Below are 17784 nucleotides of genomic sequence, written 5' to 3'. Positions count from 1 at the left end.
ACTCGTGGATTGCCGGCCAGCATCACCACAAAAAATGATGAATGCTCATGCAAGCGCAGAGTGCTCGGCCTCGCTTCACGAGCTGCTCCGGCGACCCCGCGCATCCCTCGGTGTTGCCGAAGTTCTGGCTTCCGCTGGCATACTCGCCCGGGCCTTCGACCGCGTGGTGCTCAGATGACGATCCAGCTGCCAGACCTTCCGTACGCACCCGATGCGCTCTCGCCGCACATCAGCGAGCGCACGATCAGCTTCCACTACGGCAAGCACCACGCCGGCTACGTGCGGACGGTGAACGACAGGATTGCTGGCACGCCGGACGAGGGCCGTTCGCTCAACGACCTTGTGCGCTCGCTGCCCTCGGGCGGGTTGTTCAACGCAGCAGCCCAGACGTGGAATCACAACTTCTACTGGCAGTCCATGTCGCCCGGCGGCGGTGGTGAGCCCGGCGACGATTTGGCGGCCGCGCTGGAGGCGAGCTTTGGAGGCGTGGACGCTTTCCGTGCCGACTTTGCCGCCGGGGCGGTCGGGAACTTCGCTTCGGGCTGGGGCTGGCTGGTGTTTGACGATTCCGGCGGCAACGGAGGGGGCTCGTTGCGTATCGTCCAGACCGACGATGCCCAGACGCCCCTGACTGACGGCCTGGCGCCGCTGCTGGTGATCGACGTGTGGGAGCACGCCTACTACCTCGACTATCAGAACGCCCGGGCCGCGTACGTGGATGCGTTCGTCGAGCACCTGATCAACTGGGAATTCGCCTCGGCCAACTACGCCGCGGCCCTGCGCGCGCACGCTTAGCCCCGTCGACATCGACTGTTTCGCTGGGGATTGAAATCCCTCTTGCGCTCACTTGCGTACGTTGTTAGTTTGTGATACAAACTAGTTTGCAACACAACGGAGGAGGCTCCTATGGTGCAAGACAGCGACGACACTGCGGTGCTGAGCCCTGACGAAGGCTGGGAGACGGTTCACGCCACCGTGCACGGCGCACGCAGCGCCTTCTACACCGCAGGCAGTACGGCGATCCTGCTGATGTGGGCCGGGATCATCTCGATCGCCTACCTGGCGCAGTACGCCGTGGCGACCTTCGCTGCGGACTTCGCCGACAAGAACCCCTGGTACCCCGGCCCGCTGTGGGCAATCATCACGTTCCCCGGCGTGATCGGGAGCATGGTCATCGGTACTCGCGCCGGCAACGCGCTCTCGCCGGGTCGCACCATGCAGAGCGCCGGGATCCGGGTGTTCGCCTACTGGATCACGGTCATGGTGGCAGCGGGGCTGCTGCCTGGTGCAGCAGGCCTGTGGAACGAATCCGGCGCCGAGAAGATCCCCTTCGTCCTGCTGGGAGTCTTCGCGCTGGGGTACGTGCTCTTCGGAATCCTGAACCGAACCGTGATCGCCGTCTTCGGCGTGGGCATGGCCGTGGCCTTCTATGTGCCGCACTATGTCTCCGACGACGTCGCGCCGGCGGTCTCGGGAATCGCCATGCTCGTGCTGCTGGCAATCATCGCCATGTGGGTGCGCAGGACAGGCGAATGGTGATCGCCGACGGCATGCCGGGCGGCGGCGAGATCGACCTCGACGAGACCATCCACCAGCCGGCGCGGCTGCGGATCATGTCGTTGCTCGTTTCGCTGGCGAACCACGACCGTCTGGCCTATGGATTCGTGCAGAAGCACCTGGGCCTGACACCAGGCAATCTCACGACGCACCTGCGGAGGCTCGAAGATGCGGACTACATCGCAATCACCAAGGAGTTCCAGGGCGCCAAGCCGCGGACTTGGGTAGAAGCCACCCCGGCGGGGCGCGACGCTTTCGCCGAGTACCTCGTCAACCTCGAGCGAGCCCTCGGCGTGCGCGCCAGCTCCTGACACTGCGATCGCCGATTGCGGCACACGGTTGACATCGGCGCGAGATCCTCATGGCTCAGCGCGTCCTGAACGGGGGGATTACGTCATTAGGCTCGACCCCGCATGGTGATTGGCGATGCCCGATGCCGGTAGAGGCTGATGCCCGGACGCTCGCCGATCTGGAGCCAGAGGTCGAGCGACTCCTGGCGCGCCACCTTCGGCAGACCAAGGAGTGGCACCCCCACGCGCTCGTGCCCTGGAGCCGGGGCGAGGACTTCGCGCCCGACTACGAATGGTCACCCGAGGAGGCCAACCTCACCCCTGAGGCTCGCAGCGCCCTCTTCGTGAACGTGCTCACCGAGGAGAACCTCCCGTACTACTTCCGCGACAGCGAGCGGCTGTTCGGCCGTGAGGGCGCGTGGGGCGAATGGGTGCGCCGCTGGACGGCCGAAGAGGGGCGCCACGGCCGGGTCATCTATGACTACCTGTCGGTCACCCGAGCGCTCGACCCCGTGGCACTGGAGCGGGCCCGCATGGCCCAGGTGCAGTGCGGGCAAGTGCCTCAGCCCCCGAGCCTGCTGGAGGGCCTCGCCTACGTGACGCTGCAGGAGCTGGCTACCCGCATCGCGCACTTCAACACCGGGCGCCACATCGACGACCCTGCCGGCAAGGCCATCATGCGGCGAGTCGCCTTCGATGAGAACCTGCATTTCCTGTTCTACCGGGACGTGATGAGCGCCGCCGTCGAGATCGACCCGTCCGGTGCGGTCGTGGCTATCGCGAACCAGGTACAGGATTTCGCCATGCCGGGAGTGGGCATCACCGACTTCGATGCCCACTCGCGCATCATCGCCGAGGCCGGGATCTACGACCTAGCCATCCATCACGACCAGATCCTGCAGCCTGTGGTGCTCCGCGATTGGAATCTGCCGGGGCTGACAGAACTCTCGGGCATCGCCGAGGCGGCCCGCGAACGGCTCATGGCGTTGATCGAACGGATCGGCCGCGTGGGGCAACGCCTCGCCGACCGCTACGCGGAAGCGCGGAGCGCGCTGCGTCGCAATGCAGCGCTCGTGCGCTGACTCAAGCGTCGCACTCACACACCGCACCTGGCTGCTGCCCGGCCGACGCACGGCCTCCAAGACGGACTAGTGATCGCCCTGGGGGTCGAGCAGGGCGGTCAGCCGATCAATCGAGAAGTCCTCGCTGCGGGCGGCGTCGATGAGCACGCGCTCGGCAGCAGCGATCTTGGCAGCCGCTGCGGGAACGTCGGCCGCTGCATCGGCAGGCACCACGACCGCACCGTGGCGGTCGGCGTGAATGAGGTCGCCGGGACGCACCGACATGCCATGCACCGTCACCGGCACCGCGTACTCCACAACATGCACCCAAGCGTGGGACGGTCCGATCGAACCGGCCAGCGCGCCGAAGCCCGGTGCCCACTCGGCCAGGTCACGGATCGAGCCGTTGGTGATGACGCCAAGCGAACCGAGCCCGGCATGGATGCTGCTGTTCACCTCGCCCCACCAGGCGCCGTAGCCGGGCGAGGCGTCGATGTCTTCGATCACCGTGATCGTGGGCTGCGGGCCCGCGGCCATGTGCCGGTAGTAGCCGACGCGCACGCCGGTGTCGTCATCGCCGGATCGGCCCGATGGCGCATTGGCTCGGATGGTGGCGGTGCGTGCATAGCCGACCATCACGGTGTCCGGGTCGGGACAGACCAGCGGGGACGTGGTGTAGCCGTAGGCGCGGCGATGGGGCGCCACGATCTCGAGCGCGTTGCAGACAGTCGGGGTGTCCAGCTCCCGCAGAGCGTCGAGCACCCCAGCGCTCAACGAGTCAGTGCTCATGTGCTGAACACGCGTGGAGTCAGACCAGTTCGATGAGCGCCATGGGGGCGTTGTCGCCCCGGCGCGGTCCGAGCTTCAAGATGCGCGTGTAGCCGCCCGGACGTCCCTCATAGCGGGGGCCGATCTCGTCGATGAGCTTCTGGGCCATCTCCTGGTCGCCATTGAGGCTGGCGATGATCTGGCGATGCCGTGCCAACCCGCCCTTGCGCGCCTTCGTAATGAGCTTCTCGGCGTATGGCCGCAGCGCCTTGGCCTTGGCTTCAGTGGTCTCGATGGCTTCTGCAGCGAACAACGACGCCGCCAGATTGGCCAGCATGGAGCGCTGGTGACTGGCGCTGCCGCCGAGGCGTCGGCCCTTCGTGGGCGTGGGCATGATCAGCTAACCGCCGCTGGGGTGGCCTGCTCGGCATCGGCTTCGCCTTCGTCCTCGCCCTCAGACTCAGACGACGGGCTCATGCCACGCAGCGCCAGACCCCGCTCGTCGAGCTTCTCGATGACCTCGTCGAGCGACTTCTGGCCGAAGTTCGGAACGGTCATGAGTTCGTCCACCGACTGGTCGAGCAGCTCGCCGATGGTATTGAACTGCGCTCGCTTGAGGCAGTTGCGGGCGCGCTCGGACAGGCCCAAGTCTTCGATGGGACGTTCGAGATCGCTGGTCCGGCCACCGCCGACCGCCACCTCGGCAATGTCGAGACCCAGGGGCTCCGGCGACAGTTCGGCGATCATGAGCATCAGCCGGCACAGCGTGTCGCCCGCCGAGGACAGCGCCTCGCGCGGGGTCATCGCGCCATCGGTCTCGATGTCGAGCACAAGCCGGTCGAAATCAGTGGACTGCTCGACGCGCACCGGCTCGACCTCCACCGCCACACGGCGCACCGGGCTGAACAGCGCGTCCACGAGGATCACGCCGATCGTGCTGCCGGCACGCTCGCTCTCAGGCGCCGCATAGCCCCAGCCACGCTCAACCGTGAGGTCCATCGCCAAGCGGGCACCCTCGCCGAGCGTCGCGATGTGCAGGTCGGGTGTCAGGCACTCGACGTCGATGCCCCAGTCCACGTGTCCCGCCAGCACCGGGCCCACGCCCCGCTCGTCGAGACGCACCGCCACGGGCTCGTCGGTGTGACACCTCAGCACCACATCCTTGAGATTCAGGATGATGTCGGTGACGTCTTCGACGACGCCTTCGATGGTCGTGAACTCGTGCAGCGCGTCGTCGAAACGCACCTGGGTGATTGCTGCGCCGGGAATCGACGACAGCAGCGTGCGGCGCAGGGAGTTGCCGAGCGTATGCCCGAAGCCGGGCTCCAGGGGGCCGATGGCAAAGCGCTGGCGGTTGCCTTCAGGCTCGCCGAGGATGTCGATCGTCGGTCGGTGCATGACCAAGGTGTCGGAGATGGACACGTTCACCCCTTCGTGGGCGGCAGATGTTGACAGGACTATTTGCTGTAGAGCTCGACGATGAGCTGCTCGCGAACCGGAATCTCGATCTGGGATCGGATCGGCAGCTCGCGCACGGTGACCCGCTGGCCGCCGTCGCTCGCCTCCAGCCACGCAGGCGGGGTGCGGTCCAGCACGTCGAGATTCCAGCGGATGGTGACGATCTCGCGGGCCTTCGTCCGCAATTCGACCACGTCGTCCTTGCGGGCCCGGAAGCTGGGAATGTTCACCCGGCGTCCGTTGACGTCGATGTGGCCGTGGCTCACGAATTGGCGAGCCTGCGGGCGAGTCGCCGCCCAGCCGGCCCGGTAGACGATGTTGTCCAACCGCAGCTCGAGCAGCCGCAGCAGGTTCTCGCCGGTGACCCCGCGCTGGCGGGCAGCCTCTTCGTAGGCGTTGCGGAACTGCCGCTCGGTCATCCCGTAGGTGAAGCGGCACTTCTGCTTCTCCTGCAGCTGCAGCAAGAACTCCGAGTTCTGGCTGCGTCGCCGGCCGCGGCCGTGCTCGCCAGGCGGGTAGGGACGCCGGTCGAGCGCCTTCGTCTCGCCCTCGGTGCCCCAGATATTGGTGTTGAGCCGCCGCGAGACGCGCGCCTTGGGACCGGTGTAGCGCGACATCTCAGACCCTCCGTCGCTTCGGGGGGCGACAGCCGTTGTGCGGCACCGGCGTCATGTCGCGGATGCCCTTGATCTCGATGCCGGAATTCTGGATGGAGCGGATCGCGGTCTCGCGGCCCGAGCCGGGACCCTTGACGTGCACATGCACCCGGCGCACGCCATGCTCCATGGCGCGCTCGGAGGCCTGCTCGGCCGCCTGCTGCGCGGCGAACGGCGTCGACTTGCGAGAGCCCTTGAAGCCGGCGTTGCCGGCCGATGCCCACGACACCACGTTGCCCTGCAGATCGGTGAACGTGATGATCGTGTTGTTGAACGAGCTCTTGATGTGCGCCACGCCGTCGCCGACGTTCTTGCGCTCCCTGCGGCGCCCGCGCCGCGCCGGCTGCTGCTGGTTCACTTCCTTACCTTCTTCTTCCCCGCGACGGTCTTGCGCGGACCTTTGCGGGTGCGTGCGTTCGTATGCGTGCGCTGACCCCGCACCGGGAGACCGCGGCGGTGGCGGACGCCCTGGTAGCAGCCGATCTCGATCTTCCGCTTGACGTCCTGGGCGATGTCGCGCCGCAGGTCGCCCTCGACGGCCAGGTTGGCATCGATGTGGTTGCGGATACGGGCTACCTCGGCATCGGTCAGGTCACGCACGCGCGTGCGCTCTGCGATGTTCAGGTCTTCGCAGATCTGCTGGCTGGCCGAACGGCCGATGCCGTAGATGTAGGTGAGCGCGATCTCCACACGCTTCTCACGCGGTATGTCGACGCCGGCGATTCGGGCCATCGATACGGAACTCCTGTCTCAGCCTTGCCGCTGCTTGTGTCGCGGGTTCGAGCAGATCACCCGGATCCGCCCGTGACGACGAATGACGCGGCACTTGTCGCAGATCTTCTTGACGCTCGGACGGACTTTCATCGGGTGACCTGCGCTGTAGACGAGCGAGCAAGTATAGGGGTCACAGTGCCGCCTCGATGGCGGCCACGATGCGCCCATGGACCTCGGCGGGGGTGCCGAGGCCGTCCACCGTCACCAGCACTCCCTGATCGGCGAACAGCTTCCGCAGCGGCGCTGTCTCGGCCTCGTACAGCTCCAGCCGCCGCGCAATCGCCTCGGGCGTGTCGTCGGCTCGGCCCCGCTCCAGCATCCGCTGGGTCACCACCTCGTCGGGCACGTCCAAGTCGATCGCCCGTTCCACCGTGTTCGGCGCGAGCAGCGCAAACAGACCGTCCGCCTGGGCCTCGGTGCGGGGGAAGCCGTCCAGCAGGAAACCGGCGGCGGTGTCCGGCTCGGTGAGCCGCTCCGCCACGATGCCCAGGATCAGCTCGTCGCTGACCAGGTCGCCTGCGTCCATGACCGCCTTGGCCTGCCGGCCCAGTTCGGTGCCGGCCGCGACAGCGGCCCGCAGCATGTCGCCCGTCGAGATGTGGGCAATGCCATAGCGCTCCACCAGCAGCTCGCACTGGGTGCCCTTGCCAGCTCCCTGCTTGCCCAAGATGACCAGCCGTCGCATGCTCATCAGGCCAGGAACCCTTCGTAGTTGCGCATCAGCAACTGGCTGTCGACCTGCTTCATGGTCTCCAGTGCCACACCGGAGGCAATCAGGATCGACACACCGCCGAATCCGATGGCCGCACCAGCACCGCCGCTGCCCAGCGCATCGAGGTCACTGGTCAGCGACAGCAGCACGCTGGGCAACAGCGCCACCAAGGCAATGAACAGAGCACCCGGCAGCGTGATGCGGTTCAGCACCCTGGCGAGGTACCGCTCGGTCTGCGGCCCGGGCCGGATGCCGGGAATGAAGCCGCCCTGCTTGCGGATGTTGTCGGCCTGGCGCACCGGGTCGAACGTGATGGCCGTATAGAAGTAGGCGAATCCCACGATCAGCCCGCCGAAGAACAGGATGTAGGCGATGTTGTCGGGCTGGGTCAGGTACTCGTCGACAGCGGTCTGCAGCCAGCCCCAGTTCGCCACATTCGACAGCAGCACCGGCAGGAACAGGATCGAGCTGGCGAAGATCACCGGGATCACGCCCGACTGGTTGACCTTCAGCGGGATGTAGGTGTTCTGCCCGCCGTAGAGCCTGCGGCCCACCTGCCGGCGAGAGAACTGCACCGGGATGCGACGCTGGCCCTGCTCGATGAAGATGATCGCCACCATCATGCCCGTGGCCACGATGACGGCCGCCGCCAGGTACACCGTGCCCTGCACCGCCAGCAGGCGGGCCCCGTCGAAGGGGATCGTGGACACGACCGAGGCAAAGATCAGCAGCGACATGCCGTTGCCCACGCCGCGCTGGCTGATCAACTCGCCCATCCACATCAGCAGTGCCGTGCCCGCCGTCAGCGACAGGATCACCAGCGCCACGCGATTGAACGTGAAATCAGGGATGACAATGACACCGGCGGTGTTGCCCAGGGCGGTGCCCTGGCCCCGGCCGAAGATGAACGTGATGCCCGTGGCCTGTACGAAGGCGATGCCCAGCGTCAGGTAGCGGGTGTACTGCGTCAGCTTCCGCTGCCCTACCGCACCCTGCTGCTGGAGCTGCTCGAAGCGCGGGATCGCGACCGTCAGGATCTGGATGATGATCGACGCCGTGATGTACGGCATGATCCCCAACGCGAAGATCGCGAAGTTGGTGAGCGCGCCGCCCGAGAACAGGTTCAGCAGCGCCAGCACGCCACCGGTCGAGCTGGCCTGCTCGCGCAACGACACGATCGCGTCGAAGTCGATGCCCGGCACCGGCACCTGGGATCCCAGCCTGTACGCCGCAATGATGAACAGCGTGAACATGATCTTCCGGCGCAGATCTGCGATCCGGAAGATGTTGCGCATGTGGCCGAGCACGATGAGCCCCTAGCGATTGGTGTGCTGGTTGCCCCGAGCGGGGGGCCGGGGGCCACTGAACGTGGGCGGCAGAATCTCGATGCTTCCGCCAGCGCTCTCGATGGCTGCCCGGGCCGAGCCGGACACGGCATGGGCTTTCACCGTGACGGACCGGGTGATCTCGCCGCGCCCGAGGATCTTGACCATGGCGCCCTTGGACACCAAGCCGCGGGCCCGCAGCTCGGCAGGGGTGATCTCGTCGAGACCGCAGTCTTCGATGGTGTCAAGATTGACCGGCTGGTACTCGACACGAAATGGGTTCTTGAAGCCCTTGAGCTTGGGAACGCGGACCTGCAGCGGCAACTGCCCGCCCTCGTACCAGACGGGGACGGTGCCGCGGGCGCGGGTGCCCTTGGTGCCGCGGCCGGCAGTCTTGCCGCCCTTGCCGCTGGTGCCGCGCGCCACCCGCTTGCGCTTGCGCTTCGATCCCGGCGGCGGGACCAGATCATGCAGTCTCAGCATTGCTGGCCTCCTGGTCCGTGACGTCTTCGCCTGCAGCGTTCTCGCCTGCAGCATTCTCGACGGCGATCAGATGACTCACCTTGCGCAGCATGCCGCGGATCTCAGGTCGATCCGGCAGGGTATGGCTGCGGCCGATCTTGCCCAGCCCAAGCGCCCTCAGCGCACCGCGTGCCTTGGGCTTGGCCCCTATGGCCGATCGCACCTGGGTCACCACGATCTGGCCGGCGCCGTGCTGACTCGAGATGGGCGGATTCGAACTCGGCGCGTTCATGACGGCGCCCCTGCGGATGCCTCGCTCAGCTTGCGCGTGCGCTCCGTCTCGCGGTATGCCTCGAGCAGGCCGGCGGGGATGCACTCCTCGGGCGACAGCCCGCGCAGCTTGGCCACCTCGTCAGGTCGCTTCAGGGCCGCCAAGCCCGCGATCGTGGCTCGGGCCACGTTGATGTGATTGGACGAGCCGAGCGACTTGGCCAGCACATCGCTGATGCCTGCCTCCTCGAGGATCGCCCTGGCCGCGCCGCCGGCGATCACTCCGGTACCTGGCGCCGCCGGCTGCAGCAGCACTTTGCCGGCGCCCATGACGCCCAGCACGGGATGGACGATGGTGGAGCCTGCCAGGGGCACTTCGAACAGGCTCTTGCGGGCCTCTTCGGTGCCCTTCTGGATCGCCAACGGAACTTCCTTGGCCTTGCCGTAGCCCAGGCCGACCCGGCCCGCGCCGTCGCCGATTACGACGAGTGCGGAGAAGGAGAAGCGGCGGCCGCCCTTGACCACCTTGGCCACACGGTTGATGTCGATGACCCGCGATTCGCGCAGGCCGTCGTCACCGCTGTTGCGGGGGTTGTCGAACTGGCGATCGCGCGGGCGACGGCTGCGCTCGCTGCCGCGTTCACCGCCGCTGCCGCGTTCGTTGCCGCCGCCGCGCTCATTGCTGCTGCGCGGTTGGGCAGGGCCGGCCTCGGAGGTTGGTGCATCTGTCACGAGTCCTCCCTCAGAACTCCAGGCCGCCCGCGCGGGCAGCATCTGCAAGGGCCGCGACGCGGCCGTGGTAACGGTTCCCGCCCCGGTCGAAGGTGACCGTGGTGGTGCCCGCCGCCCGAGCCCGCTCGGCGATGAGCCGTCCGATCTCGCCGGCGGCTGCGACGTTGCCGCCGCCTGTCACACCGGCCTCGCGCGACGACGCAGCCGCCACGGTGTGGCCTGCTTCGTCGTCGATGAGCTGGGCGCTGATATGCCGGTTGGACCGGTGCACCGCGAGGCGCGGGCGCGCTGCGGTGCCGGTGATCTTCTTGCGGACGCGACGGCGCCGCCGATCACGCCGGGCCGCCCTCGTGGGAGCACTCACTTCGCCGCCTTTCCGACTGCACTCACTTCGCCGCCTTTCCGGCTTTGCGCAGCACGCGCTCGTCGATGTAGCGGATTCCCTTGCCCTTGTAGGGCTCGGGCTTGCGCAGCGCACGGATGTTGGCCGCGACCTGCCCGACGAGCTGCTTGTCGATGCCCTTCACGATGATGGACGTCTGGCTCGGCACCTCGAAGCTGATGCCGTCGGGCGCGGTCACCGGCACGGTGTGACTGAATCCCAGCGACAGCTCGAGCGCCGATGATCCGCGAGCTGCCGCGCGGTAGCCCACGCCGACAATCTGCAGTTCCTTGGAGAAGCCCTGCGATACGCCCTGCACCATGTTGGCGACCAGCGCCCGGCTCAGGCCGTGCAGCGACCGCTGCGAGCGGCTGTCATCGGCGCGCTCCACAACGATCTGGCTGCCGCCTTCCCTGTCGTCGACGCGCACGCGAATGCCCGCGGCCAACTCCCGCTGGAGCTCGCCTCCGGGTCCGCTGACGGTGACCACGTCGCCCGCCACGGAGCCGGCGACGTCGGGGGCCGGTTCGGCCGTCACCGTCACCCCGTCGGGAATCGAGATGGGCGTCTTGCCCACGCGTGACATTGCCGCCTCCTACCAGACGTAACAGAGGATCTCGCCGCCCATGCGGTTGCGGCGAGCTTCGCGGTCGGTCATCAGGCCCCTGCTCGTCGACAGCACGGCAATGCCGAGGCCGCCGAGCACGCGGGGGACCTTGTCGGACTTGGTGTACACCCGCAGCCCGGGCTTGGAGATGCGCTGCAGCCCCGAGATGGTGCGATCCCGGTCACCGGTGTACTTCAGGTTGATGGTGAGCGTCCGGGCGGGCCCATCGGTGCCGTCGCTCACCTGGTAATCGCTCACGTAGCCCTCACGCTTGAGGATCGCCGCAAGGCGCTCCTTCTGCCTGGAGGACGGCATGGCCACCTCGTCCTTGAACACCATGTTGGCGTTGCGGATGCGGGTGAGCATGTCCGCAATGGGGTCGGTCATCGACATGGGCGCACCCCCCTCACCAGCTGGCCTTCGTCACGCCGGGCACCTCGCCGGCATGGACCATCTCTCGCAGGCACACTCGGCACAGCCCGAACTTGCGGTATACCGACCGCGGTCGGCCGCACACGCGGCAGCGCGTGTAGGCGCGCACCTTGAACTTGGGGGTGCGCTGCTGCTTGTTGACGAGTGCCTTCTTGGCCATCAGTGCTGTCCTTGTGTGGAGGTTGGGCCCTATGAAACAGTCGGGCGTTAGGTCGTTGGAATTTGACGGAATGGAAAGCCGAGCGCAACCAGCAGGGCACGTCCGCCCTCGTCGTCGCCTGCTGACGTCACGAGGGTGATGTCCATGCCGCGGATCTGGTTGACGCTGTCGTAGTCGATCTCGGGAAAGACCAGCTGCTCGGTGAGGCCGAACGTGTAGTTGCCGTGGCCGTCGAAGCTGCGCGGCGACAAGCCCCGGAAGTCGCGGATGCGGGGGATGGCCAACGACACGAGACGGTCGTAGAACTCCCACATCCGGTCCCGGCGCATGGTGACCCGGGCGCCGATCGCGTTGCCCTCGCGCAGCTTGAACCCTGCGATGGAACGCTTCGCCCGGGTGATCGCCGGACGCTGACCGCAGATGCGGCTGAGGTCGTCGATGGCACCTTCGAGCAGGCCCCGGTTCGTCAGCGCGGCGCCCACGCCCATGTTCACGCTGATCTTCGTCAGCCTGGGCACCTGCATGACGTTCGCGAGTCTGAGCTCGTCCTGGAGCTGGGCTCGGACGGTGTCGCGGTAGAGCACCTTCATTCGGGGCTCGGGCATACGCAGCTCGGGCCGGGTCGTGCCGGCCATGTCGGAGTGGGCCTCCGGCCGAGCCTCGGTCACGCTCATGGCAGCTCCTCCCCCGAGACCCGGTGGTAACGCACCTTGCGGCCGCCCTCGAAGCGGAAACCGACCCGGCCGGGCTGGCCCGTTCGCGGGCACACCACCGACACATTCGACACGTCGATCGGCAGCAGGTAGTCGATGATCTGGCCTTCCTGGTTCTGCTGGGAGGGCTTCTGGTGCTTGTGCCCCACGTTCACGCCTTCCACCGTGAGGCGGCGGCGCGCCAAGTCCACCGACACGACTTCGCCTTCCCGGCCCTTGTCAGGGCCGGAGATCACGCGCACGGTGTCGCCTTTGCGGACTCGCAGCCGCGGCAGCTGGTTCTTCTGGCGTGCCATCACGTCACCCCCATCACAGAACTTCCGGGGCGAGCGACACGATGCGCATGAAGCGCTTGTCGCGCAGCTCGCGGCCGACGGGACCGAAGATGCGGGTGCCGCGCGGCTGGCGGTTGTCGTCGACGAGCACGGCGGCATTCTCGTCGAAGCGGATATAGCTGCCGTCGGGGCGCCTGCGCTGCTTGCGCGTGCGCACCACGACGCAGCGCACCACCTCGCCCTTGCGCACGGCAGCGCCCGGGATGGCGTCCTTCACAGTGGCGATGAACACGTCGCCGATCGAGGCATAGCGCCGACCCGTGCCGCCGAGCACGCGAATGCACAGCACCTCGCGAGCGCCGGAGTTGTCGGCGACTTTGAGTCGGGACTCTTGCTGGATCATGACCTCGCTGCCTTCACCTCATCGGGCCCGTTCGATGATCTCCACCAGGCGCCAACGCTTGGTCTTGGAGATCGGCCGGGTTTCCATGACGCGCACCCGGTCGCCCGGACGCGTGTCTCCAGCGGGGTCGTGGACGTACAGCTTCTTGGTGCGCTGAACAGTCTTGAAGTAGCGGGGGTGACGCACGCGCTCGGTCACTGAGACGACCGCCGTGCGGTCCATCTTGGTGGAGGTGACGATGCCCTCGCGCACCTTGCGCCGGTTGCGCTCGACGGTCTCGGCAGTCTCGCTGCTCATGACTGGTCTCCTGTGGAAGCTGCGCTGTCCGCGGCCGAGCCCTGCGAGGCGCCAGCCGGCACAGCGGCCGAGTCCTGCACTGGGTCACGCGATGGGTCCGACAAGACATCGGCCGCTGCGATCTCGCGCTCGCGCAGCACGGTGTGCATGCGGGCGATGTCGCGCTTGGTGGCAGCCATCTGCGCCGAGTTGTCGAGCTGCCCGGTTGCGAACGCGAAGCGCAGGTTGAACAGCTCCTTCTTGGCGCTGTCCAGCTCGTCGAGCAGCTGATCGTCGGACAGGGTCCGGAGCGTCACGGCTTTCGCCATCAGATGGCCTCCTCTCGGGAGATCACCCGCGCGCGGATAGGCAGCTTCTGGATGGCACGCTCCATGGCGCCGCGGGCCAGCTCGGCATTCACGCCGCCCAGCTCGAACATCACCCGGCCGGGCTTCACCACGGCCACCCACTTCTCCGGATTTCCCTTGCCCGAGCCCATGCGGGTCTCCGCAGGCTTCGCGGTCACCGGCTTGTCGGGGAAGACGTTGATCCAGACCTTCCCGCCGCGCTTGACATGACGTGTCATGGCGATGCGAGCCGCTTCGATCTGGCGGGCCGTGATCCAGCCGGGTTCCAGCGCCTGGATGCCGTAGTCGCCGAAGTGCACGGCCGTGCCGCCCTTGGTGCGGCCCTTCATGCGACCGCGATGCGCCTTGCGGTGCTTCACCTTGCGAGGCATCAGCATCAGTCGTCTCCCGGCCTGAAGTTGGGCGTCTGGGATTGGTCGCGCGTTGCCCGCTCGATCTGCTCTTCCTCCTCGAGCAGGCGCTCGAATTCGGGATCGGCCTCGCGCAGCAGCGGGACGGGCTCCTCGGGCAGATCCTCAATATCGCTGCGACGACCAGCTGAAGACACCACGCCCCCTGGGGGCGCGCCGTCGCCCGATGTCTGGCCTGTGGCCATGGCCGCCTCACGGTGAATGCGCTCGTCGGACGACACCTTGTACGGGAGGATGTCGCCCTTGTAGAGCCACACCTTCACGCCGATGCGACCCGCCGTGGTGCGGGCTTCGCGGAAGCCGTAGTCGATGTCGGCACGCAGCGTGTGCAGCGGCACGCGGCCCTCGCGGTACCACTCGGTGCGCGCCATCTCTGAGCCGCCGAGCCGACCTGAGCACTGCACACGGATGCCGAGTGCGCCGGCCTTCTGGGCGTTCTGGACGGCCCGCTTCATGGCCCGCCGGAAGGCAACGCGGCCGGCGAGCTGATCCGCGACTCCCTGAGCGATGAGCGCCGCTTCGAGTTCGGGCTGCTTGATCTCCTGGATGTTCAGCTGGACCTTCGGGTTGCCCGAGATCTTGCCGAGCTTCGTGCGGAGCCGATCGGCCTCGCTTCCCCGGCGGCCGATGACGATGCCGGGCCGGGCCGTGTGCACGTCGACTCGCAGGCGATCCCGGGTTCGCTCCACCTCGATGCGGCTGATCGCGGCATGCGGCAGCTCCGTCCGCAGGAAGTCACGGATCTTCCAATCCTCGATGAGATAGTCCTGGTACTCCTTGTCGGCGTACCAACGGGACTTCCAGTCGGTGGTGATTCCCAAGCGGAAGCCGTACGGGTTGACCTTCTGACCCATGATCAGTTCCGTTCCTCTGGGTCGGCAACGTCTTCTTCGGGATCGGCTGTGTCGTCGATCGCCGCTTCGGCAGCCTCATCGGCCGCGTCGTCGATGTCGTCAACGTTGTCAGTCGCTGTCTCGTCAGCGTCTTCTGGCGCTGTCCCGTCTGCGTCGCCGGTGTCGGTGGCTGCGCGGCTGGCGGCCACGCGGGCCGCACGCGCAGCCGCGGCGGTCTGAGAGCCCGAGGCAGCCAGACGGGCTTCGCGCATCTCGAGCTCCTCGGTGCTGAGCTGGGCCACGATCACCGTGATGTGGCTGGTCTGCTTGAAGATTCGGGTGGCACGGCCCCGTGCCCTCGGACGCCAGCGCTTGAGCACCGGACCCTCATCGGCCCAGCATTCAGCCACGTACAGCTCGTCGGCGTCGAGCTGCTCGTTGTTGGTGGCATTGGCCACCGCGCTCTCGAGCACCTTGGACACCACCTCGGCGGCACCGCGCTCGCAGAAGCGCAGGCGGTCGCGGGCAAGCGCCAAGTCCTCATCGCGGATGAGGTTGAGCACCACGCGCGCCTTCGACGCGGACAGACGTGCGTACTTGTGCGTCGCCTTCGCGCCCGCGATGACGTCGAGGTCGATCAACCCGCTCATCGCCTGCTGCCTTGCTCTCGTCCGGCGCGAGGCTCGAACGTCTGCCTTGTGACGATCCCGCTCATCGCCTGCTGCCTTGCTCTCGTCCGGCGCGAGGCTCGAACGTCTGCGTTGTGACGAACCCGCTCATCGCCTGCCTCCGCGCTCCTGGCCGGCGTGGAACTTGAATGTCCGCGTCGGGGCGAACTCGCCCAGCTTGTGGCCCACCATCGACTCGGTCACGTACACCGGCAGGTGCTTGCGCCCGTCATGAACCGCGATGGTGTGACCGATCATCTCGGGGATGATGGTGGAACGCCGGCTCCACGTCTTGATGACCTTGCGCTCACCGCTCTCGTTGAGTTCGTCGACTTTCGAGAGCAGGTGGTCGTCGACGAACGGGCCCTTCTTGAGACTGCGCGGCATCGCTCTACCTCCGGGACCCGCGCGTCCGGCGGCGGCGGACGATGAGGTCGTTGGACTTGCGGTTCTTGGAGCGGGTACGGCCTTCGGGCTTGCCCCACGGCGACACCGGGTGGCGGCCGCCCGACGACTTGCCCTCGCCCCCGCCGAGGGGATGGTCGACCGGGTTCATGGCCACGCCACGGGTTTGGGGCCGGACGCCCTTGTAGCGGTTCCGGCCGGCCTTGCCGATCTTGATGAGGTCGGCCTCGGCATTGCCCACCGAGCCGATGGTGGCGCGGCAGTCGATGGGCACCCGGCGCATCTCGGTGGACGGCAGCCGCAAAGTGGCGTACGCGCCCTCCTTGGCCACGAGCTGCACGCTGGCGCCGGCCGAGCGGGCCATCCGGCCGCCGGCGCCTGGCTTGAGCTCCACGTTGTGCACGGTGGTGCCGACCGGTACGTAGCGCAACGGCATGGCGTTGCCGACACGCACCTCCGCTTGGGCGCCGTTGGCCAGCTTGTCGCCGACCTCCAGTCCCGCCGGCGCCAGGATGTAGCGCTTCTCGCCGTCGTGATAGTGCAGCAGCGCGATGCGTGCGTTGCGATTGGGGTCGTACTCGATGGTGGCGACCGTGGCGGGCACGCCGTCCTTGTTGCGCCGGAAGTCGATCACCCGGTAGCGCTGCTTATGGCCGCCGCCACGGTGGCGGGAGGTCTTGCGGCCGTAGTTGTTGCGGCCGCCGGTGGAGTGCTGCTTGGCGATGAGCGAGCGCTCGGGCTTGGTCGCGGTGATGTCGGCGAAGTCCGAGACCGTCTGAAACCTTCGGCCGGGACTTGTCGGCTTGCGTACTCGAATGCCCATGACGCCCCGCTAGGAATTGAAGATCTGGATCGAGTCGCCCTCGACGAGGGTGACGATGGCCCGCTTGGTGTCGGGCCGCTTGCCGACGGTGTTGTTGCGACGGTTGCGCCGCTTCTTGCCCTTGCGATTCAGCGTGTTGACCTTGGCGACCTTGACGTCGAAGATCTCCTCGACCGCTTGACGGATCTCCGGCTTGCTGGCCGAGGGGTGGACGCGGAACACGTAGATGCCCTCTTCGAGGAAGTCGTACGACTTCTCCGAGATGACGGGCGCAATCAGCACGTCGCGGGGATCCTTCACTGGTCGTCCTCCCCGCTCGCTGCTCCGTTCGACGTGGGCCCAGTGCTGGTGGGCAGGGTGTCGCGGGTGAAGACCAGCCAGTCCGAACGCAGGATGTCGTAGGCATTCAGCTCAGCCGCGCTGACCGCGCGCACCGACGGAAGGTTGCGGAAGCTGCGATCGGCCGTCCGGTGTTCCGGGCTGTTGCCCAGAACCAGCAGAACCTGTCCGGACAGGGACAGGTTCTCAAGCACGGCGATGGCATCTTTCGTGCGCGGCTGCGCAAAATTCCACTCGTCAATGACCATGACGCGTTCGCTGCGAGCCCGGTCGCTGAGAGCGGAGCGAAGCGCCAGCCGCACGGTCTTGCGGTTCACCTTCTGGCGGTAGTCGCGCGGCTTGGGACCGTGCGCCACGCCGCCGCCGACCCACTGCGGCGACCGGATCGAACCGTGGCGAGCCCGGCCGGTGCCCTTCTGCCGCCACGGCTTCGCGCCGCCGCCGCGTACCTCGGCACGGGTGAGGGTGCTATGAGACCCGCTTCGGCGGGCGGCGCGCTGGGCCGTGACGGCCTGGTGCAGCGCCGCCATGTTCGGCTCGATGCCGAAGATGGCCTCGTCGAGCTCCACGGTGCCGGCAGTGCCGCCGTCGGGGGTGCGAACGTCAAGCGTGAGCGGCATCAGAA

The 17784-nt window shown here is 67.3% G+C and carries 30 protein-coding genes and 2 pseudogenes; 4 read left to right on the top strand and 28 right to left on the bottom strand.

The window, feature by feature from the left end:
* Positions 1-174 precede the first annotated feature (174 nt).
* The 4 genes from ACOGI5_RS06125 to ACOGI5_RS06110 all read left to right on the top strand — a co-directional run bounded on the left by ACOGI5_RS06125 (position 175) and on the right by ACOGI5_RS06110 (position 2929).
* Positions 175-795, top strand: a complete 621-nt coding sequence (locus ACOGI5_RS06125) for a superoxide dismutase (protein WP_419863543.1) — start codon at positions 175-177, stop codon at positions 793-795.
* 111 nt (positions 796-906) lie between these two features.
* Complete coding sequence (locus ACOGI5_RS06120; protein ID WP_419863542.1) at positions 907-1539, top strand: hypothetical protein; 633 nt, start codon at positions 907-909, stop codon at positions 1537-1539.
* Positions 1533-1868, top strand: a complete 336-nt coding sequence (locus ACOGI5_RS06115) for a transcriptional regulator (RefSeq protein WP_419863541.1) — start codon at positions 1533-1535, stop codon at positions 1866-1868. The genes ACOGI5_RS06120 and ACOGI5_RS06115 overlap by 7 nt, the downstream gene beginning before the upstream one ends.
* Before the next feature lie 122 nt (positions 1869-1990).
* Positions 1991-2929 (top strand): acyl-ACP desaturase, encoded by a 939-nt coding sequence (locus ACOGI5_RS06110; RefSeq protein ID WP_419863540.1) that lies wholly within the window; start codon positions 1991-1993, stop codon positions 2927-2929.
* Positions 2930-2995: 66 nt separating this feature from the next.
* On the opposite strand, the gene ACOGI5_RS06105 is transcribed toward ACOGI5_RS06110, so the two are convergent.
* The 28 genes and pseudogenes from ACOGI5_RS06105 to rplD form a co-directional block, all read right to left on the bottom strand.
* Positions 2996-3697: an RraA family protein gene (locus tag ACOGI5_RS06105; RefSeq protein ID WP_419863539.1), complete on the bottom strand. Its 702-nt coding sequence runs from the start codon at positions 3695-3697 to the stop codon at positions 2996-2998.
* 22 nt (positions 3698-3719) lie between these two features.
* Positions 3720-4070, bottom strand: a pseudogene (rplQ, locus tag ACOGI5_RS06100) (50S ribosomal protein L17); the annotation flags it as partial.
* A gap of 2 nt (positions 4071-4072) precedes the next feature.
* Positions 4073-5098, bottom strand: coding sequence for a DNA-directed RNA polymerase subunit alpha (locus ACOGI5_RS06095; RefSeq protein ID WP_419863538.1), 1026 nt, complete (start codon positions 5096-5098; stop codon positions 4073-4075).
* Between the two features lie 35 nt (positions 5099-5133).
* A complete protein-coding gene (rpsD, locus tag ACOGI5_RS06090; protein ID WP_419863537.1) occupies positions 5134-5751 on the bottom strand; it encodes a 30S ribosomal protein S4 in 618 nt (205 codons plus the stop codon).
* Between the two features lies 1 nt (position 5752).
* Positions 5753-6148, bottom strand: a complete 396-nt coding sequence (gene rpsK, locus ACOGI5_RS06085; protein ID WP_419863536.1) for a 30S ribosomal protein S11 — start codon at positions 6146-6148, stop codon at positions 5753-5755.
* Positions 6145-6522: a 30S ribosomal protein S13 gene (rpsM, locus tag ACOGI5_RS06080; protein WP_419863535.1), complete on the bottom strand. Its 378-nt coding sequence runs from the start codon at positions 6520-6522 to the stop codon at positions 6145-6147. The genes rpsK and rpsM overlap by 4 nt, the downstream gene beginning before the upstream one ends.
* Positions 6523-6540: 18 nt before the next feature.
* The gene (gene rpmJ / locus ACOGI5_RS06075) at positions 6541-6654 is read right to left on the bottom strand and encodes a 50S ribosomal protein L36 (protein ID WP_155429726.1); all 114 of its coding nucleotides are present in this window, start codon (positions 6652-6654) and stop codon (positions 6541-6543) included.
* 40 nt (positions 6655-6694) lie between these two features.
* The gene (locus tag ACOGI5_RS06070) at positions 6695-7249 is read right to left on the bottom strand and encodes an adenylate kinase (RefSeq protein ID WP_419865444.1); all 555 of its coding nucleotides are present in this window, start codon (positions 7247-7249) and stop codon (positions 6695-6697) included.
* Between the two features lie 5 nt (positions 7250-7254).
* Positions 7255-8583 (bottom strand): preprotein translocase subunit SecY, encoded by a 1329-nt coding sequence (gene secY, locus ACOGI5_RS06065; protein ID WP_419863534.1) that lies wholly within the window; start codon positions 8581-8583, stop codon positions 7255-7257.
* A 9-nt stretch (positions 8584-8592) separates the two neighbouring features.
* On the bottom strand, positions 8593-9084 hold the full coding sequence (gene rplO / locus ACOGI5_RS06060; RefSeq protein WP_419863533.1) for a 50S ribosomal protein L15: 492 nt from the start codon (positions 9082-9084) through the stop codon (positions 8593-8595).
* A gap of 46 nt (positions 9085-9130) precedes the next feature.
* A pseudogene (gene rpmD, locus ACOGI5_RS06055) lies at positions 9131-9328 on the bottom strand (50S ribosomal protein L30); the annotation flags it as partial.
* 23 nt (positions 9329-9351) lie between these two features.
* Positions 9352-10065 carry a 30S ribosomal protein S5 gene (gene rpsE / locus ACOGI5_RS06050; RefSeq protein ID WP_419863532.1) on the bottom strand — a complete coding sequence of 238 codons (714 nt, stop codon included), beginning with the start codon at positions 10063-10065 and terminating at the stop codon, positions 9352-9354.
* Between the two features lie 10 nt (positions 10066-10075).
* A complete protein-coding gene (rplR, locus tag ACOGI5_RS06045; protein ID WP_419863531.1) occupies positions 10076-10429 on the bottom strand; it encodes a 50S ribosomal protein L18 in 354 nt (117 codons plus the stop codon).
* Between the two features lie 22 nt (positions 10430-10451).
* Positions 10452-11033 carry a 50S ribosomal protein L6 gene (rplF, locus tag ACOGI5_RS06040; RefSeq protein ID WP_419863530.1) on the bottom strand — a complete coding sequence of 194 codons (582 nt, stop codon included), beginning with the start codon at positions 11031-11033 and terminating at the stop codon, positions 10452-10454.
* A 9-nt stretch (positions 11034-11042) separates the two neighbouring features.
* The gene (gene rpsH / locus ACOGI5_RS06035; RefSeq protein WP_419863529.1) at positions 11043-11447 is read right to left on the bottom strand and encodes a 30S ribosomal protein S8; all 405 of its coding nucleotides are present in this window, start codon (positions 11445-11447) and stop codon (positions 11043-11045) included.
* 13 nt (positions 11448-11460) lie between these two features.
* Positions 11461-11646 carry a type Z 30S ribosomal protein S14 gene (locus ACOGI5_RS06030; protein WP_323671042.1) on the bottom strand — a complete coding sequence of 62 codons (186 nt, stop codon included), beginning with the start codon at positions 11644-11646 and terminating at the stop codon, positions 11461-11463.
* Between the two features lie 47 nt (positions 11647-11693).
* A complete protein-coding gene (gene rplE / locus ACOGI5_RS06025) occupies positions 11694-12251 on the bottom strand; it encodes a 50S ribosomal protein L5 (protein WP_419865443.1) in 558 nt (185 codons plus the stop codon).
* Positions 12252-12316: 65 nt separating this feature from the next.
* The gene (gene rplX, locus ACOGI5_RS06020; protein WP_416246619.1) at positions 12317-12625 is read right to left on the bottom strand and encodes a 50S ribosomal protein L24; all 309 of its coding nucleotides are present in this window, start codon (positions 12623-12625) and stop codon (positions 12317-12319) included.
* A 43-nt stretch (positions 12626-12668) separates the two neighbouring features.
* A complete protein-coding gene (rplN, locus tag ACOGI5_RS06015; RefSeq protein ID WP_323671044.1) occupies positions 12669-13037 on the bottom strand; it encodes a 50S ribosomal protein L14 in 369 nt (122 codons plus the stop codon).
* Positions 13038-13055: 18 nt separating this feature from the next.
* Positions 13056-13334 carry a 30S ribosomal protein S17 gene (gene rpsQ / locus ACOGI5_RS06010; RefSeq protein WP_419863528.1) on the bottom strand — a complete coding sequence of 93 codons (279 nt, stop codon included), beginning with the start codon at positions 13332-13334 and terminating at the stop codon, positions 13056-13058.
* The gene (rpmC, locus tag ACOGI5_RS06005; RefSeq protein ID WP_419863527.1) at positions 13331-13642 is read right to left on the bottom strand and encodes a 50S ribosomal protein L29; all 312 of its coding nucleotides are present in this window, start codon (positions 13640-13642) and stop codon (positions 13331-13333) included. Before rpmC ends, rpsQ begins: the two co-directional genes overlap by 4 nt.
* The gene (rplP, locus tag ACOGI5_RS06000; RefSeq protein ID WP_419863526.1) at positions 13642-14058 is read right to left on the bottom strand and encodes a 50S ribosomal protein L16; all 417 of its coding nucleotides are present in this window, start codon (positions 14056-14058) and stop codon (positions 13642-13644) included. The genes rpmC and rplP overlap by 1 nt, the downstream gene beginning before the upstream one ends.
* On the bottom strand, positions 14058-14945 hold the full coding sequence (gene rpsC / locus ACOGI5_RS05995; protein WP_419863525.1) for a 30S ribosomal protein S3: 888 nt from the start codon (positions 14943-14945) through the stop codon (positions 14058-14060). The genes rplP and rpsC overlap by 1 nt, the downstream gene beginning before the upstream one ends.
* 2 nt (positions 14946-14947) lie before the next feature.
* Positions 14948-15574, bottom strand: a complete 627-nt coding sequence (rplV, locus tag ACOGI5_RS05990; protein ID WP_419863524.1) for a 50S ribosomal protein L22 — start codon at positions 15572-15574, stop codon at positions 14948-14950.
* 126 nt (positions 15575-15700) lie between these two features.
* The gene (rpsS, locus tag ACOGI5_RS05985; protein ID WP_323671047.1) at positions 15701-15979 is read right to left on the bottom strand and encodes a 30S ribosomal protein S19; all 279 of its coding nucleotides are present in this window, start codon (positions 15977-15979) and stop codon (positions 15701-15703) included.
* A gap of 4 nt (positions 15980-15983) precedes the next feature.
* Positions 15984-16820 carry a 50S ribosomal protein L2 gene (gene rplB, locus ACOGI5_RS05980; protein WP_419863523.1) on the bottom strand — a complete coding sequence of 279 codons (837 nt, stop codon included), beginning with the start codon at positions 16818-16820 and terminating at the stop codon, positions 15984-15986.
* 9 nt (positions 16821-16829) lie between these two features.
* Positions 16830-17120: a 50S ribosomal protein L23 gene (rplW, locus tag ACOGI5_RS05975; protein ID WP_323671049.1), complete on the bottom strand. Its 291-nt coding sequence runs from the start codon at positions 17118-17120 to the stop codon at positions 16830-16832.
* Complete coding sequence (gene rplD / locus ACOGI5_RS05970) at positions 17117-17779, bottom strand: 50S ribosomal protein L4 (protein ID WP_419863522.1); 663 nt, start codon at positions 17777-17779, stop codon at positions 17117-17119. The genes rplW and rplD overlap by 4 nt, the downstream gene beginning before the upstream one ends.
* Positions 17780-17784 lie beyond the last annotated feature (5 nt).

The organism is Candidatus Poriferisodalis sp. (assembly GCF_965208925.1).
Classification (GTDB): Bacteria; Actinomycetota; Acidimicrobiia; order Acidimicrobiales; family Poriferisodalaceae; genus Poriferisodalis.
This window is presented reverse-complemented; position numbering and strand designations above follow the sequence as displayed.

Excerpts from the sequence above, each read along its gene's own strand:
- rplE (WP_419865443.1), bottom strand. The coding sequence starts at position 12,251 with ATGCCCGAGCCCCGAATGAAGGTGCTCTACCGCGACACCGTCCGAGCC.
- rplN (WP_323671044.1), bottom strand. The coding sequence starts at position 13,037 with ATGATCCAGCAAGAGTCCCGACTCAAAGTCGCCGACAACTCCGGCGCT.
- ACOGI5_RS06120 (WP_419863542.1), top strand. The coding sequence starts at position 907 with ATGGTGCAAGACAGCGACGACACTGCGGTGCTGAGCCCTGACGAAGGC.
- rplB (WP_419863523.1), bottom strand. The coding sequence starts at position 16,820 with ATGGGCATTCGAGTACGCAAGCCGACAAGTCCCGGCCGAAGGTTTCAG.
- ACOGI5_RS06110 (WP_419863540.1), top strand. The coding sequence starts at position 1,991 with ATGCCGGTAGAGGCTGATGCCCGGACGCTCGCCGATCTGGAGCCAGAG.
- rpsD (WP_419863537.1), bottom strand. The coding sequence starts at position 5,751 with ATGTCGCGCTACACCGGTCCCAAGGCGCGCGTCTCGCGGCGGCTCAAC.
- rpsQ (WP_419863528.1), bottom strand. The coding sequence starts at position 13,334 with ATGAGCAGCGAGACTGCCGAGACCGTCGAGCGCAACCGGCGCAAGGTG.
- ACOGI5_RS06030 (WP_323671042.1), bottom strand. The coding sequence starts at position 11,646 with ATGGCCAAGAAGGCACTCGTCAACAAGCAGCAGCGCACCCCCAAGTTC.
- ACOGI5_RS06125 (WP_419863543.1), top strand. The coding sequence starts at position 175 with ATGACGATCCAGCTGCCAGACCTTCCGTACGCACCCGATGCGCTCTCG.
- ACOGI5_RS06070 (WP_419865444.1), bottom strand. The coding sequence starts at position 7,249 with ATGCGACGGCTGGTCATCTTGGGCAAGCAGGGAGCTGGCAAGGGCACC.
- rpsM (WP_419863535.1), bottom strand. The coding sequence starts at position 6,522 with ATGGCCCGAATCGCCGGCGTCGACATACCGCGTGAGAAGCGTGTGGAG.
- rplP (WP_419863526.1), bottom strand. The coding sequence starts at position 14,058 with ATGCTGATGCCTCGCAAGGTGAAGCACCGCAAGGCGCATCGCGGTCGC.
- rplD (WP_419863522.1), bottom strand. The coding sequence starts at position 17,779 with ATGCCGCTCACGCTTGACGTTCGCACCCCCGACGGCGGCACTGCCGGC.
- rpmJ (WP_155429726.1), bottom strand. The coding sequence starts at position 6,654 with ATGAAAGTCCGTCCGAGCGTCAAGAAGATCTGCGACAAGTGCCGCGTC.
- rpmC (WP_419863527.1), bottom strand. The coding sequence starts at position 13,642 with ATGGCGAAAGCCGTGACGCTCCGGACCCTGTCCGACGATCAGCTGCTC.
- ACOGI5_RS06105 (WP_419863539.1), bottom strand. The coding sequence starts at position 3,697 with ATGAGCACTGACTCGTTGAGCGCTGGGGTGCTCGACGCTCTGCGGGAG.
- rplV (WP_419863524.1), bottom strand. The coding sequence starts at position 15,574 with ATGAGCGGGTTGATCGACCTCGACGTCATCGCGGGCGCGAAGGCGACG.
- rplF (WP_419863530.1), bottom strand. The coding sequence starts at position 11,033 with ATGTCACGCGTGGGCAAGACGCCCATCTCGATTCCCGACGGGGTGACG.
- rplO (WP_419863533.1), bottom strand. The coding sequence starts at position 9,084 with ATGCTGAGACTGCATGATCTGGTCCCGCCGCCGGGATCGAAGCGCAAG.
- rpsS (WP_323671047.1), bottom strand. The coding sequence starts at position 15,979 with ATGCCGCGCAGTCTCAAGAAGGGCCCGTTCGTCGACGACCACCTGCTC.
- rpsC (WP_419863525.1), bottom strand. The coding sequence starts at position 14,945 with ATGGGTCAGAAGGTCAACCCGTACGGCTTCCGCTTGGGAATCACCACC.
- rpsH (WP_419863529.1), bottom strand. The coding sequence starts at position 11,447 with ATGTCGATGACCGACCCCATTGCGGACATGCTCACCCGCATCCGCAAC.
- ACOGI5_RS06115 (WP_419863541.1), top strand. The coding sequence starts at position 1,533 with ATGGTGATCGCCGACGGCATGCCGGGCGGCGGCGAGATCGACCTCGAC.